This window comes from Candidatus Avelusimicrobium stercoris (assembly GCF_002437085.1).
GTDB classification, from domain to species: domain Bacteria; phylum Elusimicrobiota; class Elusimicrobia; order Elusimicrobiales; family Elusimicrobiaceae; genus Avelusimicrobium; species Avelusimicrobium stercoris.
This window is the reverse complement of record NZ_DJOA01000002.1, coordinates 1-15145: the sequence shown is the minus strand read 5'-3', so window position 1 is coordinate 15145 and position 15145 is coordinate 1. Positions and strand designations below refer to the sequence as shown.

At 49.1% G+C, this 15145-nt stretch carries 13 protein-coding genes; 10 read left to right on the top strand and 3 right to left on the bottom strand.

Annotated elements, in window-relative coordinates; translation table 11 throughout:
- The 3 genes from B2118_RS00090 to B2118_RS00080 form a co-directional block, all read left to right on the top strand.
- On the top strand, positions 1-719 hold a 719-nt coding region (locus B2118_RS00090; RefSeq protein WP_428052234.1), incomplete at its 5' end, for a hypothetical protein.
- Between the two features lie 102 nt (positions 720-821).
- Positions 822-1376 (top strand): epoxyqueuosine reductase QueH, encoded by a 555-nt coding sequence (locus tag B2118_RS00085; protein ID WP_428052232.1) that lies wholly within the window; start codon positions 822-824, stop codon positions 1374-1376.
- The gene (locus tag B2118_RS00080; RefSeq protein WP_428052230.1) at positions 1366-3582 is read left to right on the top strand and encodes an AsmA family protein; all 2217 of its coding nucleotides are present in this window, start codon (positions 1366-1368) and stop codon (positions 3580-3582) included. The genes B2118_RS00085 and B2118_RS00080 overlap by 11 nt, the downstream gene beginning before the upstream one ends.
- A gap of 89 nt (positions 3583-3671) precedes the next feature.
- On the opposite strand, the gene B2118_RS00075 is transcribed toward B2118_RS00080, so the two are convergent.
- Positions 3672-4985 carry a thymidine phosphorylase gene (locus B2118_RS00075; protein WP_428052228.1) on the bottom strand — a complete coding sequence of 438 codons (1314 nt, stop codon included), beginning with the start codon at positions 4983-4985 and terminating at the stop codon, positions 3672-3674.
- Positions 4986-5264: 279 nt separating this feature from the next.
- Here B2118_RS00075 and B2118_RS00070 point away from each other — a divergent pair, with 279 nt between their 5' ends.
- The 3 genes from B2118_RS00070 to B2118_RS00060 are packed head-to-tail and all read left to right on the top strand — an operon-like array spanning position 5265 to position 8864.
- Positions 5265-7289 carry an LTA synthase family protein gene (locus B2118_RS00070; protein WP_428052226.1) on the top strand — a complete coding sequence of 675 codons (2025 nt, stop codon included), beginning with the start codon at positions 5265-5267 and terminating at the stop codon, positions 7287-7289.
- A 9-nt stretch (positions 7290-7298) separates the two neighbouring features.
- A complete protein-coding gene (locus tag B2118_RS00065; protein WP_428052225.1) occupies positions 7299-7862 on the top strand; it encodes a LemA family protein in 564 nt (187 codons plus the stop codon).
- A 12-nt stretch (positions 7863-7874) separates the two neighbouring features.
- Positions 7875-8864: a M48 family metallopeptidase gene (locus B2118_RS00060; RefSeq protein WP_428052223.1), complete on the top strand. Its 990-nt coding sequence runs from the start codon at positions 7875-7877 to the stop codon at positions 8862-8864.
- A gap of 36 nt (positions 8865-8900) precedes the next feature.
- On the opposite strand, the gene B2118_RS00055 is transcribed toward B2118_RS00060, so the two are convergent.
- Positions 8901-9440: a LemA family protein gene (locus tag B2118_RS00055; protein WP_428052221.1), complete on the bottom strand. Its 540-nt coding sequence runs from the start codon at positions 9438-9440 to the stop codon at positions 8901-8903.
- Between the two features lie 187 nt (positions 9441-9627).
- Here B2118_RS00055 and B2118_RS00050 point away from each other — a divergent pair, with 187 nt between their 5' ends.
- The gene (locus B2118_RS00050) at positions 9628-11226 is read left to right on the top strand and encodes a solute:sodium symporter family transporter (protein ID WP_428052219.1); all 1599 of its coding nucleotides are present in this window, start codon (positions 9628-9630) and stop codon (positions 11224-11226) included.
- A gap of 102 nt (positions 11227-11328) precedes the next feature.
- Positions 11329-12186: an RDD family protein gene (locus tag B2118_RS00045; protein ID WP_428052217.1), complete on the top strand. Its 858-nt coding sequence runs from the start codon at positions 11329-11331 to the stop codon at positions 12184-12186.
- A 64-nt stretch (positions 12187-12250) separates the two neighbouring features.
- Here B2118_RS00045 and B2118_RS00040 read toward each other — a convergent pair whose 3' ends face one another.
- Entirely contained in the window at positions 12251-12628 is a 378-nt protein-coding gene (locus B2118_RS00040; RefSeq protein ID WP_428052215.1) for a TraR/DksA family transcriptional regulator, read from the bottom strand.
- Positions 12629-12801: 173 nt separating this feature from the next.
- Between B2118_RS00040 and B2118_RS00035 the strand changes: the two genes are divergently transcribed.
- Both B2118_RS00035 and B2118_RS00030 read left to right on the top strand, forming a co-directional pair.
- Complete coding sequence (locus B2118_RS00035) at positions 12802-14595, top strand: ABC transporter ATP-binding protein (RefSeq protein ID WP_428052213.1); 1794 nt, start codon at positions 12802-12804, stop codon at positions 14593-14595.
- Positions 14596-14925: 330 nt separating this feature from the next.
- Positions 14926-15126 (top strand): hypothetical protein, encoded by a 201-nt coding sequence (locus tag B2118_RS00030; protein ID WP_428052211.1) that lies wholly within the window; start codon positions 14926-14928, stop codon positions 15124-15126.
- The last annotated feature ends 19 nt before the right edge of the window (positions 15127-15145 follow it).

The window sequence follows — 15145 nt, the reverse complement described above, 5'->3', positions numbered from 1 at the left end:
GGAGCGGTTGGAGCGCCTGCTCTATTGCGGACACCTGTGAGTGCACGGGAAAGCAACCGGAATCCAGCCAAACCTGCAACAGTTGCGGAACGCAAACGCGCACGGTAACCTGTAACGCGGCTACCGGGGAGTGGGATAAGGGCGAATGGGGCACTTGCAGTAAAACGGTGGCGGAGTGTAATCAACAGAACTGCCCCGATGGAAAGGTTTGGGATGAGTCGTCGCAAAAATGCGTATGCGAAGCCCGTTTGAATAATACCGCTACCTATACAAAATGTTCTGGTAAGGCTTTAAAACAGTGTAGTAGTGCAGCAGGTGGGATGCTGATGCATTTATATGACGGAACCTATGAGTGGGATGACGAGAATTGCAAGTGCAATGTAAATTGCGATAATGATACCAGTCATTATTTTAAATGTGTGGAAAGAATATCCGGCGGATATCCTCCTATGACAAGTGATACCTATGAAAGTTATGGTGATGCCGAAGAGGCTTGTTTGTCTGGCGAGAATACGAACGCCATTTATTATGAATATTTAACGGGTGGCAGCACTCCGACTGGTTGCAAACCTTACCAAGATTCCAGCGGAAAATGGGTGAACTGCAACGTAACCGATGCCTATTTTATTAAATATGCCTGTTCCACTGAACCTGCGAGAGCGTGTAGCGGGTATGGGTTCTGTGAGCAGACTTGTATGGTTGTTCAGCCCCACGACTAATAGTGTTGACCTAAATATTAAACGAAAAACAGCCCTGGGTATAATACCAGGGCTGTTTTTTATCATAGGGTTCAGGCTCCTATTTTGGTAAAATTAATATATATGTATTTTCCTAAATTGCTTGTGCTTTCCTGCTGCGCGCCTTGTTCGTGCGCGGCTATCAAAAAATTAGCGGATGAGGGCGTAGATGCCACCGTTTTGTTTTATAACCCGAATATCTATCCGTCTACCGAGTACGAAAAGCGGCGCGACGAACAGAAGCGCGTGTGCGAACATTTTGGTTTGAAATTTGTGGAACTTCCCTACGAACCCGAAGAGTGGGATAAAGCCGTAGCCGGGCTGGAAAACGAACCCGAGCGCGGCAAGCGGTGTTCAGCCTGCTTTTATATGCGCTTAAAAAGGGCGCAGGAGTACGCCTTGGAACACAAATTTACTGCGCTAACTTCGGTATTGGGGGTATCCCGCTATAAAAATTTGGACCAAGTAAACGAGGCCGCCCGCCGTGCGTGGTACGCGGTAGGCAAGCCATACGTGGCTATCAATTGGCGCAAAAACGGGTTGGAGGAGTTGCGCCAAGCGCTCATAAAGGAATTACAATTATACAAGCAGGATTATTGCGGATGTAAATATAGTATGAGGGGTAAAAATGACAAATAAGGTTTGGCGCCGGTTGACCGCGGTGGCGGTGTGCGTGCTGATTTTATTTTTTGGGGCGGACCTCACTTTGCGGTGGGTATCGTCAAGCGAGTGGATGAAAAATTACACCGTGCAAAAGGTGCAGGCGGCCACCGGGCGCGAGGTGCGTTTGGAAAAAATGTCCGCCAGTTTTATGGGCGTAAAGGCCGATAAGTTTGCCTTGTCCGAAGCCGGGGGATTTACAAAAGGCACCTTTTTATCGGTGGACCGCTTGCGCGTGCGGGTGTCCCTTATCCATTTAATCCACGGGCATATTAAGTTAAAATCGCTTATTGTTAGCGGTTTGGACGCCTATTTGCGCCGCGGTGCGAATGGGCAGTTTAACTGGGCGGATTTGTCGTCCGGCGAAGCCCCCACAGAAAGTGAACCCTCGCAAACGGATACGCTTTCCCTGCCGTATTTGACCTTAACAAATTTATCCTTAAAAAATATCAATGTATTTTATGCGGATGAGCAAAGCCATATCCAGGCCGCGCTAAAAAATATTACCTTGCAGGGTAAGCGGCTGGTGGTGCGGAATTTGATTAACCTCGGCTTTGTGGCGGACGGATTCTACCAAGAGGGGGAAAAGCAGTACGAGTTTCCCGTGTCGTTTAATGTGCGTCTTAATTTGGCGGGGGGAGATTTGGCCCGTGCTCAGGTGCAAATGCCCAACTTTTTACTTTCGTACAATGGGGCCAAGGCCCGGATAAATTTCCAAGCGCAGGATTTTACCGCCCCGCACATAAAGTTAGGCGTTACGCTGGAAAACCTGACCACGGAAACCTTGAAAAATATCGCGCCGGAAGAACCCGCTTTTGCGGTTTCGCAAGTGAACTTTAAAACGGATCTGTTGGTCAATTTGCCCGATAAAAAACTGACCGTCAACCAAGCGGTTTTGTCTCTTGGCGGTGCGAAACTGTCGGCCAAGGGTGGCGTGGATTACAGCGCGGCCTTAAAGTACGAGGCGCAGGCCGATTGGCAACTGGATTTTAAGGACCTTTTGACCCAACTGCCCCAACTGGCAGAGGAGTATCAAGCCGCCGGAACCGCCAGCGGTACGGCGCATTTGACCCAGCAGGACTGGCAGGCCAGCCTTAAAGCCGCCGATATGGGTGCAAATGTTGGCTACGCAGGCCGCTTGGAGGAGGGCGCGCTAGATATAGCGGCCCAGGGTACTATGGACTTTAAAACGGCGGTTTCCAGCGTTACGGTGTCGGGCCTGCTCAACAAGGAGCCCTTTTCCGTGGACGCAACTTGGAACCAATCGCCCAAGGATTTGTTCATTACGCTAAATGCACTAGCCAAGAATTTAATTTTGCCGCCGTTGCCGGAAAGTACGCAAACGGCCCCGGCCGAAAAAAACGATCCGACGGATAAAAATCAGCCCAGCGCGTGGCCCCTGCCACCCGCCAAGGTTACCAGCCGGATACAAATAGACGCGCTGGACGCGCCGTATATTTCGGGCCAGCAGATTTTGCTCAAAGCGGATTTGAGCAACCTCACCCCGGATATGAAGCGCGCGCACGGCGAACTCAATTTGTCTATGGGAAATGGCGAGATTAAGGATTTATACAAACTGACCGACGCCAACGCCTTAACTAAGGTGCTGTTTATGTCCGTCAATATCGTGGGAAAAGTGTTTAATTCGCTAAATGTATTTTCCGTGTTAAACGGTATCGGCAGCGGGTTGGTTTCCGCCGTCAGCACGAACGATAAAGAGGAAGACACGGTTCTGCAAACCGTTACCGGGCCCGACGGACAGCCAATGCAAATCCGCGTGCCCAAAACCCAGCAGAAAATAGAAGGCCGTATGGCGTTTGACAAATTTGCTACCGACGTAACCTTCACCAAGGGAACGGCTGCCGTAAAGGACGGGAGTTTTGTGTCCGATATGGTATCGTTTAGTTTAAACGGCACGACCGATTTTAACAGCGGTAAAATTGATATGACGGTACAAGCCGCCCCAGGTAAACACGAGGTGGACGGCATTATGCCGCTGAAACTGAACATTGGCGGCACTGTGGATGACCCCAAGGGCAGTATGAGTATGCTGGGGTCGGTGTCGTCGCTGGTTACGCAAGGCATTGGCAACAACTTTGCAAGCCGTTCCGTAAAAAAAGGCCTTGGCGGCCTGTTTGGCATTTTCAAAAAAAAGGAAAAAGCCCCCGATACCTCCGCGGAGTAATTTGTTTACATCCGGCGAAAAAACTGTTTAGACAATAAAAAAACCCCGGGCGTTGGAAAGTCCGGGGCGTTTCATTAAGCGTTTGTAACTTATTTGATAACTTCTTTGATGATTTTATAGGCGGCCGGTTTCTTTTTGCCCGTTTTGAGCGCTTTCTTAAAGAGTTCGGCGCCGTCTTCCAAGCGTTTCTTGTCGGACGCGTAGAGCGTGGCAATTACGTCGCCTTTTTTGACGGCGTCGCCCGATTTTTTGGAGAGCCAAATGCCCGCACCGTAGTCAATCACGTCTTCCATCGTGTTGCGCCCGGCGCCAAGCAGCACGCCCGCCATACCGGCGGTTTTGGCGTCAATATGCTGTACATATCCGTCCGCATCGGCCTTGATTTCCACTTTCAGTTTGGCGTCCTTGAAATAGCCTTCCGGATCGTCCACGGCTTTGGGGTCTCCGCCCTGCCATTTGACCATTTCGCGCAGTTTGGCGGCGGCTTCGCCGTTTTCAATCTTTTCTTCCATTAACGCGCGGGCCTTTTTGATGTCTTTGATTTTGCCGCTGATGACGAGCATATTGGCGGCTTCTTCAATCAAGAGTTCGTAAAAGTCGGGCGCGAGGTTTTTGTCGCCCTTTAAAATTTGGATTGCCTGGCGCATTTCGTTGGCGTTGCCGATTGCGCGGCCCAACGGCTGGTCCATATAGGTAATCAGCGCGCGGCATTTAAGCCCCAAGAGTTTGGCGGTGCTGACGAGCGCGCGGGCCAATTTGCGGCTGTCTTCCAGTTTCTGCATAAACGCGCCGGAGCCATATTTCACGTCCATTAACAGGCTGTCCACGCCTTCGGCGTATTTTTTGGAAAGAATACTCGCCACGATGAGCGGGCGGCTTTCCACGGTGCCGGTGGCGTCGCGCAGGGAGTAGAGTTTTTTATCGGCCGGAGCGAGGTCCTTGGTTTGACCGAACATACAAACATTTAATTTTTGGATTTGGCGGTAAATCAGTTTGACGGGTACGCGCACTTCAAAATTCTTCATAGATTCCAATTTATCAAGCGTACCGCCCGTGTGGCCCAAACCGCGGCCGGACATCATCGGCACGGCTACGCCGCCGCAAGCCACCAGCGGGGCCAACGCCATAGAAATACCGTCGCCCACGCCGCCCGTGGAGTGTTTATCTACCTTGGGGAGTTTGGTGGAAGAAAAATCAAGCCGTCCGCCTGAGTGGGCCATTGCCTTGGTAAAAAGGGCGGTTTCTTTGTCGGAAAGGGGATTTAAAAAGCAGGCCATTAAGAAGGCGGAAAGTTGGTAATCGGGCACGGTGCCTTTTGCCGCGCCTTGTGCAACAAAGTTAAATTCCTCTTGGGTTAGGGCTTTGCCTCCGCGTTTTTTGATAATTACATCAATCATTCTCATAGGGTGCTGCCTCCTTGTATTTAAATGCTGCCGTCTGAAATTCCAGCATAGCATTTTATTTATTTAAAGAAAAGGGCTTTTTGTATAGATAAAAAATTCTTGTGTGTAAAATACGCACAAAATTTATCCTCTTACCGTACAGCATAAAAAATCTCCGCCTTATACACAAGAGCCCAAAGACCTATTTTTAGGGCGGGCCCTTTGGTCCTTATTTCTGGGCCCTCCGCGCGCGAACCAGATTTGATATCATATATATAAGCAGTCTAATTTGGAGGAATTATGAAGAAACTCGCCGTACCGGGGTGGATTAAGTCTTACGCTTGGTTCATCTTGGCTAACTGGGTGGTGTTTACCCTTTTCCGCGGAATCTTTTTATTTGTGTTTCACGCGGCGCTTGTACCCCAGTCTTACCACGAACTGTGGCAGACCTTTTATATCGGTGCCAAGTTTGACGCCCGCCTCGCTTGCGCGTTGGCAATTCCCTTGGGCTTATACTTGACCGTTTGCGCTTTTTGGCACGGGGCGCGCGTTATCCGCAAGGGGATTTCTGCCTTGTATGCCGTGTTGGAAGCCGCGGTTCTGCTTATCTATTTTGCCGATTTTGCGCACTATGCCTATATTGCAATGCGCATTAACTACTCCATTTTTAAATATTCCGAAAACGCCCTCATTTCCCTACAAATGGCTTGGGAAACATATCCCTTGGTGTGGGCGGTTATCGGCCTGGTGGTATGGGGGATTTTGGGCTTTTGGTTTGTAAACCGCTTGCAGAAAAAAGCCTTTGCCCAAACCGACAATTACCGCTGGAAGGGCAATTTGGGCTGGTTCTTTGTAGGACTGCTTGTTACGGGCGGATTAATGTTTGGGCAACTGAGCCAGTATCCGCTCCGTTGGAGTAACGCCTATCACTCCACTAACAACTTTATTTGCAATTTGACGTTAAACCCGGTACTTAATATTTTTGATACGGCCCGCTTTGTAAAGGCGGATAGTTTTGACACAACCAAAACGCAGGAATATTACGACACCGTAGCCGCCTACTTGGGCGTACAATACCCCGATAAAGATACGCTTAATTTTGAGCGCACCGTGGCGGCCAAGCCCAAAGCCGAACAGCACGATTACAATGTGGTGGTTATTTTTATGGAATCCTTGGCCTGGAATAAAATTTCTATGACCAATCCGGATATTGACCCCACGCCGTTTATCAAGAGTTTGGCGGATAAATCCATTTTGTTCACGCATTTTTACGCGCCTACCTCCGCTACGGCCCGCGCCGTATTTGCCACGGTTACGAGCATCCCGGACGTAACGTCCTTCAAAACCAGTTCCCGCAACCCCTTGATTGTGGACCAACACGTGGTGGTAAACGCCTTGCGCGATTACGAAAAATATTACTTCATCGGCGGAAGTGCCAGTTGGGGTAACATCCGCGGTATTTTGGAACACAACTTGGGCGACGTACATATGTACGAGGAAGGCAAGTTTGCCCACGAACACCGCAACGACGTGTGGGGCATTTCGGACTTGGACTTGTTCCGCGAAGCCAACCGCGTGTTAAACGAGGAGCAAAAGGATAACAACGGCAAGCCGTTCTTTGCCTTTATCCAAACCTCCGGCTATCACCGTCCCTATACAATCCCGGACGACAACGCAGGCTTTGAAGTCAAAGATATCGGCGAAGACTTGGCCCACAAACGCAGTTTTGTAAGCGTGGCGGAATATAACTCCTTGCGCTTCTCCGACCACGCCTTGCACGAGTTCTTTAAATTGGCGGAAAAATCGGACTATTACAAAAATACGATTTTCCTTATTTTTGGCGACCACGGTTTGGCGGCTCCGCAATCTGAAAATATGCCGCGCGGCTATGTGGACTTGAACCTGATTAACCACCAAATCCCGCTGATTATTGCGGGTGGCCCGGTCAAAAAACCGCAGGTCATCAGCAAAACCGCCAGCCAAGTGGATATTTTGCCCACGGTAATGGGTATTTTGGGCCGCCCGTACTTTACGCGCGCTATCGGCCGCGACGTACTGACTGACCCCACGCCCGAACCGGGTGCGCTTATCTACGGCTGGGCCGTTTCGCCCGCTACCATTGGCTTTGTGCAGGGGGACTACTACTACCACAGCCAAGGTGAAAAAGAAGGTCTTTACAAATACGCCGCAGATAATTACAATGAAGATATCTCTAAAAAAGAGCCGCAACGCTTTGAACATATGAAGGCGCTTGCCAAGGGGCTGTATGAAACGTCCCGCTACCAGTTCTATCATAACCAAAAACGTGATGAACGCGACGATTAAGGAGCAGAAATGAACGGACTTTGGATTATTGTTATTTTGGCGGTGGTATTTGTAATTTACGCCGTCAGCGTGTATAACGGGTTTGTACTTTTAAAGAACCGCGCCACCGAGGCTTGGAGCGATATTGAAGTGCAAATGAAACGCCGCTACGATTTAATCCCTAACTTGGTGGAAACCGTAAAGGGATATGCCAAGCACGAAAGCGGCACCTTGGAAAAGGTCATCCAAGCGCGCAATATGGCTATGGCCGCGCAGGGGAATATGAAGGAAATTGCCCAAAGCGAAAATATGCTCACGGGCGCGTTAAAGTCCGTGTTTGCCTTGTCCGAAAATTACCCGGACTTAAAGGCCAATGCCAACTTTATGGAATTGCAGCGCGAATTGCGCGACACTGAGGACAAAATCCAGGCCGCGCGCCGCTTTTACAACGGCAATGTACTGGCGCTTAATACGAAGATTGAAATGTTCCCCAGCAACATTGTGGCTTCTATGTTCCACTTTGAAAAACGGGAATTTTTTGAATTGGCGGAAGGTGAACAGGCTGCCCGCCAACCCGTAAAAGTGCAATTCTAACGGGAGCCGTAAATGGCTACCACCTACGACTTTATAAAACAAAACAAGCGGCGCACCGTGCTGCTTGTTTTGTTATTTCCAGTCCTGTTTGCGCTCTTAACGTGGAGCGTGTTTGCTCTTGTCTTTTTTGTGATAGGGGGCGACCCGTACGCCACGGTAAGTGAATTTCAGGCCACCGACCAAATGGCGCAACTCAACCAACTGATGCTGTATGTTTTGCCTATTTGCTGGGGGCTTGCAATGGTGTGGATGGCCGTTTCCTACTTTACGGGCGACCACATTATTTTAAATAGCGTAAACGCCGTCCCGGTAACGGCTTACGACCAGCCGGAAATCTACCGTTTGGTGGAAAACCTGTGCATTACGCGCGGCCTGCCTACCCCCAAAATATATATTTTAAACGACAATGCGCTAAACGCCTTTGCCACCGGGCGGGACCCGGAGCACGCTTCCTTGGCGCTTACCAAGGGAATTGTAAAAAGACTGGACCGCGCGGAATTGGAGGGCGTGATTGCGCACGAACTCGCGCACATAGAAAACCGCGATATCCGCCTGATGTTAATTACCGTGGCGGGCATTTCGTTCTTTACGCTGGCGGGTGAGATTTGTTTTAGGATGGGGTTAAGCCGCGGGCGAAGTAAAGAGAGCGGAAAGGCAAGTCTGCTGTTTTTTGTGCTGGGTGTTATCTGCCTGATTTACGGCTATATTATTGCGCCGCTGTTGCGTTTGGCGGTGTCCCGCGCGCGCGAATACCAGGCGGATGCCACAGCGGCCCTGACTACGCGCAACCCGCGAGCCTTGGCCAGTGCGCTTAAAAAAATATCTGCTTGTCCGTATGTAGAGGATATCCAAGAACACTCCTCTATGGCGGCAATGTGTATTGAAAGCCCTATGGGCCCGATGGGTATGGGGCTGTTTGGCTCTCTTTCCGGCTTAATGGCTACGCACCCGCCCATTGAAAAGCGCATCCAGGTACTTTTGGAAATGGACCGCGGCGCTTAATTTATCCATAAAAAGGCCCCTTTTACGGGGCCTTTTCTATTCCATTACTTTGTCTAAACTGGGGTCAAAGTCAAAATATTCGTAGGGTTCAAACTCAAACATTTTGGCGATTAAGTTAAGCGGTATGACGGCCGCAATCGTGTTAAAATCGCGCGCTGCGCTGTTGTATTTCTTTTTGGCGCTTTGTACTTTTCCTTCGGCGTAAATAATACTTTTTTGCAGTTTTAAAAAGTGTTCGTCCGTCTTTAATTCGGGGTGCTTCATCGCGGCGGTGAAGACCTTTTTAAATTTTTGGGTGATTTCGTTTTCCTTGGCTACGCGCTCTTGCAGGGTTTGCGCGGTGCGGCAGGCTTCCTTCATATGGGAAAGTTCATAAATAAACTCGCGGTCCAACTCGCTAAACGACGCGGCCGATAACGCCAGCACCGGGATTAGTTCCGCGCGGTTCTTCATATTGTTGTCCAGTTTTTGCCAGGCGTTTTGGGCAGCCTTGTTAAGCGATACGAATTTCAAATACGCCAAAATAAACAGTACCACGCCCATACACATTGCCCCGAATAAGAACCAAATAAGCATATCTAAAAACCTCCCATTGACGAACGGCCGGATTATCATTACAATTAAAGTATCGGTCCTGATATACTACAAAGTATAATGATTAACCCGCCAGAAATCAAGGACCGGGCGGGAAAATCGGTCAGTTTGCAGTTTCTTGTCGGGCCGGCTTACGCCGGAACTTTTACGGATTATCTACGGAGGGAATATGTTGCTTACGCTGTCGTCGTTTGCAGGTTTTACGGCGCTTGTGCTGGGCCTGTCGTATTACCTGACACGCAAGAAAGACGTATCATCCTCGGAAGGCTACTTTTTGGCTGGAAGAGGACTTACCGGGTGGGTGATTGCCGCCTCACTCTTGCTTACAAACCTATCTACCGAACAAATGGTGGGCTTAAACGGCCAAGGATATATGTTTAATATGTCCGGTATGGGGTACGAAATCGGGGCGTCTTTGGCGCTTATTATCGTGGCGTTTTTCTTTCTGCCGCGCTACTTAAAAAAGGGTTACGCCACTATTCCGGACTTCGTGGGCGACCGCTATGACGGCGCCACCAAGCAGTTTGTAAACTTTTTGTTCTTGGCGGGGTATGTGCTTATCCTGTTGCCGACGGTGCTGTATTCCGGCGCGATTGGTATGGGCGGTATCTTTGACATTATGGGCACGTTTCACCTTTCCCCGATGATGGCTATCGTGGTGGTTGTGGTGGCGATTGGCGTGCTGGGGTGCTTATATACCATTTTTGGCGGGCTTCGCATTATGGCGATTGCCGATACGCTTAACGGTATTGGGCTCATTATCGGCGGGATGATGGTGCCGCTGTTTGCCCTAGCCTATGTGGGCGACGGCAACATTTTAGCGGGCCTTACCGAGGTAGTAAAAGCCCACCCGGAAAAATTTAATGCTATCGGCTCTGCCACCGATCCGGTTCCCTTTGCTACGATGTTTACGGGGATGTTCCTCGTCAACCTGTTTTACTGGGGCTGCAACCAGACGATTATCCAGCGCGCCTTGGCGGCCAAGAACTTAAAGGAAGGGCAAAAGGGCCTTTTGTTGTGCGCTATTTTTAAACTGATTGGGCCTATTTACTTAATTATCCCGGGCATTGTGGCGTTCCACATCTTCCAAAGTACGCCCTTGGAAGTGGGTGATATGGCCTACCCGATGCTGGTTAATAAAGTATTGCCGTTTTATTTAATCGGCTTCTTTGCGGCGGTGCTGTTCGGGGCGATTTTAAGTTCGTTTAACGCGGCCTTGAACTCCACCTCCACCCTGTTTATGCTTAACGTCTATAAGCCGCTTATCAAACCGACGGCCACGGACGAAGAACTTGTCCACAAGGGCAAATATGTGGGTATTTTATTGGCGGTGTTTTCTATGATTGTGGCGCCGCTGATTGCCAAGGCTCCCTCGGGCCTGTTTAACTATTTGCAAATGGTAAACGGCTTTTACAACGTGCCGATTTTCACGCTGATTATCTTCGGTATGCTCAATAAAACGGCCCCGGCGTGGTCGGCCAAGGTTACGCTGGTGTTCTTTATGGTGGGCTACGGCCTTACGCAGTTGGGCGTGATTAAGACGGATTTGCATTTCCTGCATATCTTGGCTATTTTGTTTGCGGTGTCCATTGCGTTTATGTATATTACGGGCAAACTGTGGCCGGCCAAAAACCGCTACGACGACGGGAAAGACCTCAACATTGTGGACAATACGCCGTGGAATTTGGGCGTAACCGTCAGCGTGGCGATTGTGCTGTGCGTGTTTGGCGTGTATATCTTATTTTCCAAATTGGGTATTGCCGCTTAAACAAGCGTTTTATAAAAAGAGGGCGGGGCGAAAGTTCCGCTCTCTTTTTTTGTTTGGGCGGGGGAAAACTTGTTATAATAAACTAGACGAAAGGAGAATTTTATGACAGAAACCCGCATTAATATTATGGACCCGCAGCCCGTCCCCGTGCAGCCCGCGGCGGCGGATGAAACGCCCAAAGTGGTGTATGCCTCGGTAACCGAACGGTTTGTAGCCTTGCTGATTGATTACGGCGTCGTTTTTATTCCGGGGCAGTTTATCGGGCTTGCCATTTTAAAGATTTTAGGGCCGTATGCCCAAATGTGGCAGATTGCGGCGGTGCTTGTGGGCATTAATGCCCTGTTTGTGCTGTACGAAGCCATTTTCTCGTGTGGCGACCGCGTAACCCTTGGCAAGGCCTTGGTGGGTATTGCGGTAGTCAAACAGGATTTGAGCTGCCCCGTGTCGTTCCCGCGTGCATTTATGCGTGCGGTTGGCTATTACATTAGCGGCGCACTTTTAATGTGTGGCTTTTTATTTGCGTTTTTTGATGATAGACACCGCGCCTTGCACGATTTTTTAGGCGGTAGTGTGGTGGTACAAATCCGCCAAAAGGCCTGGTGGGAGCGCTTGCTCGTGCGGCTGTTGGGCACGCTGCTGCTGGTGGGCTTTGCGTGGGTGATGTACCAGCAATGCTTTGGCGGCGGCTCCGTGGTGCAACAGTATTACGTAAACAGAGCCAAAGCGCAACTGCAAAATGTGGCGTTGTTGGAAGAAGCCCATTACGCGCGCTATGGGTACTATACCAACGATTTACTGCGCTTGTCGCTCCTGTCCGGCGACCCGGTGCAATTCCAGCGCGATACGCAGAAGGTCCTTTCGCCCAAAGGGTTTAGAATCGGCGTGCAAAAGGATTCCTACAAAATTATGGCGTACGCCAAAGATACCAATAAAACGCCCGTTTACTTTTCTAGTAAATAGCGTTAAATTTAGACCGAAAAAAAGGGAGCCTTAAACGGGCTCCCTTTTTAGTGCTCAAAAAGCGTTAATCGTGGCTTTTTTCGGTGGAGTGCTGGCAGTTCACGCAGTAGCGCGCAAACGGCATCGCTTTAATGCGTTTTTTGGGGATAGGCTGGCGGCAATATTCGCAATAGCCGTAAATCCCTTTGTCAATTTTGCGCAAGGCGGCTTCAATCTGCCCAATGGTGTTATGGGCGTTGCCGGAGAGTTCAAACAAAATTTCTTTATCCAAACTTTTGGAAGCATCGTCAATAGGGTCGCCTACTTCCGCTTCCGGCATATCCATATTCTTTTTATCTTTCAGGCGTGCGGTGGCGTCCGCTTTCAGTTCCTCTAAATGTTTTTTAATTTCCTTTAATTCCGCGGCGGTGAGTGCTTCTTTGTTTACTTTCTTAATAACCATACAACAAGTCCTTTCTATACAAAAATTTGCGTCCGAACGGGCTGTACCCGTTTGGATAACTGTTTGATTAGTTTAGCAAAGTAAAAATAACTTTGCAACCCCCGCCGGTTCTGCGGACAAACGCGCCGGGGAATTGTTATAATAAAATAAGCCGTTTTATACCGGAGATTTCTATGAAAAATTTTTTAACCCGCCCCGTGGGGGAATTAATCGTTTCCAACCCCTTTGTGGATAATTACAAAAAAATGTGGCCCTTTGTTAAGCCGTATCTCTTCCGGGCCATTTTGGGCTTGCTCCTCGCGCTGCCTGTCGGCGCGCTGGATGCCACCGTCGCCCTGTTTATGAAGTATTACACCGATGACGTGCTCGTAGCCAAAAACGCCGTTTTTGCTGCTTGGATTCCGCTTTTGATTATTGGCTTTGTACTGGCGCAAAGCATTTTAACGTATTTAGTTAAATATTTAAATACGTGGGTGGGCAACAAAATTACCTTGGACGTGCGCAAAAAACTCTTCCATAAACTGTTAAGTATGCACAGCGGATATTTTGACACGACCGACTCCGGCTATATTATGATGCGCTACAACGGCGATGCTGACACCGCCTGCAACGGCCTTATTAATAACCTGCGTATGGTGGTTACGCGCGTGTTTTCGTCCATTACCTTGGTGTTTGTACTGCTCTACAACTCTTGGCAGTTGACGTTTATCGCCATCGGTGCGTTTGCCGCGGCGGGTGCGCTTATTTATGTGGTGCGCAAAAAATTGGAAGAACTCGTGCGCAATACGGTGGTTATTTCCTCTATCGCTATGCGCGCTTATAACGAAACCTTTAACGGCAACCGCACCATTGCCGCCTACAACTTGCAAGAGGACCAGGAAGTCCGCTTTAACCACTTAATGGACGAAGTGTTCAGCCTTAATATGGGTATGGTGAAACATACGGGCTGGCTCTCCCCGGTGATGCACTTTATCGTGTCCTTGGGCTTGGCTTTGGTATTCTGGCAGAGCAGTTCAATGATTGTAAAGGGCACCATTACCAGCGGTAACTTTACGTCGTTTGTTACGGCTCTTTTAATGCTCTACACGCCTGTTAAAACAATGGGCGATAACTATGTGGATATCAAAAAGGCCTTTTTGGCGATTGACCGTATTTTTGAAATCTTCGCGCTCAAAACGGATATTTACGATGAGCCCAATTCCGTGGAAATGGACGGCCTTAAAAAGGAAATCCGCTTTAAAGATGTATCTTTTGCTTACAAGCCCGGCGTAGAGGTGTTAAAGGACATCAATTTGACCGTTCCCGCGGGTTCCACGGTGGCTTTGGTGGGGAACTCCGGCGGGGGAAAATCTACCATAGTCAGCCTGCTCCCGCGTTTTTATAACGTAACCAAAGGGGCCATTACGATTGATGGCGTGAATATTCAGAATTTTACCTTAAAATCCTTGCGCAGTCATATTTCGGTGGTATTTCAGGATAACTTCCTGTTCACGGGCACGATTCGCGATAATATTTTAATCGGCCGCCCCGGCGCCACGGAAGAGGATTTGCAGGAAGCCGTTAAAAACGCCCACTTGGACGATTTTATCCACACCTTAAAGGACGGTTTGGATACGGTGCTGGGCGAACGCGGGATGACTCTTTCCGGCGGCCAACGCCAGCGCGTAGCCATTGCGCGCGCCTTTATCCGCCGTGCGCCTATCGTCATTTTGGACGAAGCCACCAGCGCTTTGGACAACAAGTCCGAAGCCGTGGTGCAAAAGGCGCTTGATAACCTGATGAAGAATCGCACGGTGTTTGTGATTGCACACCGCTTGTCCACGGTAGTAAACGCGGATAAAATTGTGGTGCTTAACGAAGGGCGCATAGTGGAGGAAGGCACGCACGAAACCTTGTTAAAAGTGCCCAACGGCGCGTATGCTTCGCTCTACAACGCGCAATTTAAAAAGAAGGAACATCAAAAATAAGTATAGAACCTGTTTTAATCAGCCCCGGTTTCGGTTTTTACCGTCCGGGGCTTTTTTATGTGCTTTTGAGTGCGAAAAATTGTTTTTTTCGTGCCTTGGTGGCATATTGAACTGGCGGCCCGCTAGGGTTATGGAAACTGCTGTTATTAAATTAGAGGTCATTGTGAATTTGTTTCAGAATCTACCTTATAGGTTGTTTGTCGTTGTCGTCATCCTGGAAAGTCGTAGTCCAGGATCTGTTGTTACTTAAAAAGAGGAAAACGACAGATACTGGACAGAAACCTTCCAGTATGACTTTGTTAAATAATAACGCCTTAAAAAGGAGGAAAAATGAAAGGATTTAACAAGTTTTGGCGTTTTTTGCCGTTATCCCCGAAGGCTTTAGTCGGGGATCCGTTGTTATCAAAAAAAGGAAATGACAGATTCCCGACTACGACACTCGGGAATGACGCCTTTATTAAAATAGCGATCATCCTGAATTTATTTCAGGATCTACCGTTTGTGATGTTGCTTTTCCGTCGTTCTTTTTAAAGGGGTTGTTTCGTTTTTT

Coding starts and splice junctions, on each gene's coding strand:
- B2118_RS00055 (WP_428052221.1), bottom strand. CDS start 9,440: ATGCTTATTTGGTTCTTATTCGGGGCAATGTGTATGGGCGTGGTACTG.
- B2118_RS00030 (WP_428052211.1), top strand. CDS start 14,926: ATGAAAGGATTTAACAAGTTTTGGCGTTTTTTGCCGTTATCCCCGAAG.
- B2118_RS00070 (WP_428052226.1), top strand. CDS start 5,265: ATGAAGAAACTCGCCGTACCGGGGTGGATTAAGTCTTACGCTTGGTTC.
- B2118_RS00040 (WP_428052215.1), bottom strand. CDS start 12,628: ATGGTTATTAAGAAAGTAAACAAAGAAGCACTCACCGCCGCGGAATTA.
- B2118_RS00050 (WP_428052219.1), top strand. CDS start 9,628: ATGTTGCTTACGCTGTCGTCGTTTGCAGGTTTTACGGCGCTTGTGCTG.
- B2118_RS00080 (WP_428052230.1), top strand. CDS start 1,366: ATGACAAATAAGGTTTGGCGCCGGTTGACCGCGGTGGCGGTGTGCGTG.
- B2118_RS00045 (WP_428052217.1), top strand. CDS start 11,329: ATGACAGAAACCCGCATTAATATTATGGACCCGCAGCCCGTCCCCGTG.
- B2118_RS00060 (WP_428052223.1), top strand. CDS start 7,875: ATGGCTACCACCTACGACTTTATAAAACAAAACAAGCGGCGCACCGTG.
- B2118_RS00085 (WP_428052232.1), top strand. CDS start 822: ATGTATTTTCCTAAATTGCTTGTGCTTTCCTGCTGCGCGCCTTGTTCG.
- B2118_RS00075 (WP_428052228.1), bottom strand. CDS start 4,985: ATGAGAATGATTGATGTAATTATCAAAAAACGCGGAGGCAAAGCCCTA.
- B2118_RS00065 (WP_428052225.1), top strand. CDS start 7,299: ATGAACGGACTTTGGATTATTGTTATTTTGGCGGTGGTATTTGTAATT.
- B2118_RS00035 (WP_428052213.1), top strand. CDS start 12,802: ATGAAAAATTTTTTAACCCGCCCCGTGGGGGAATTAATCGTTTCCAAC.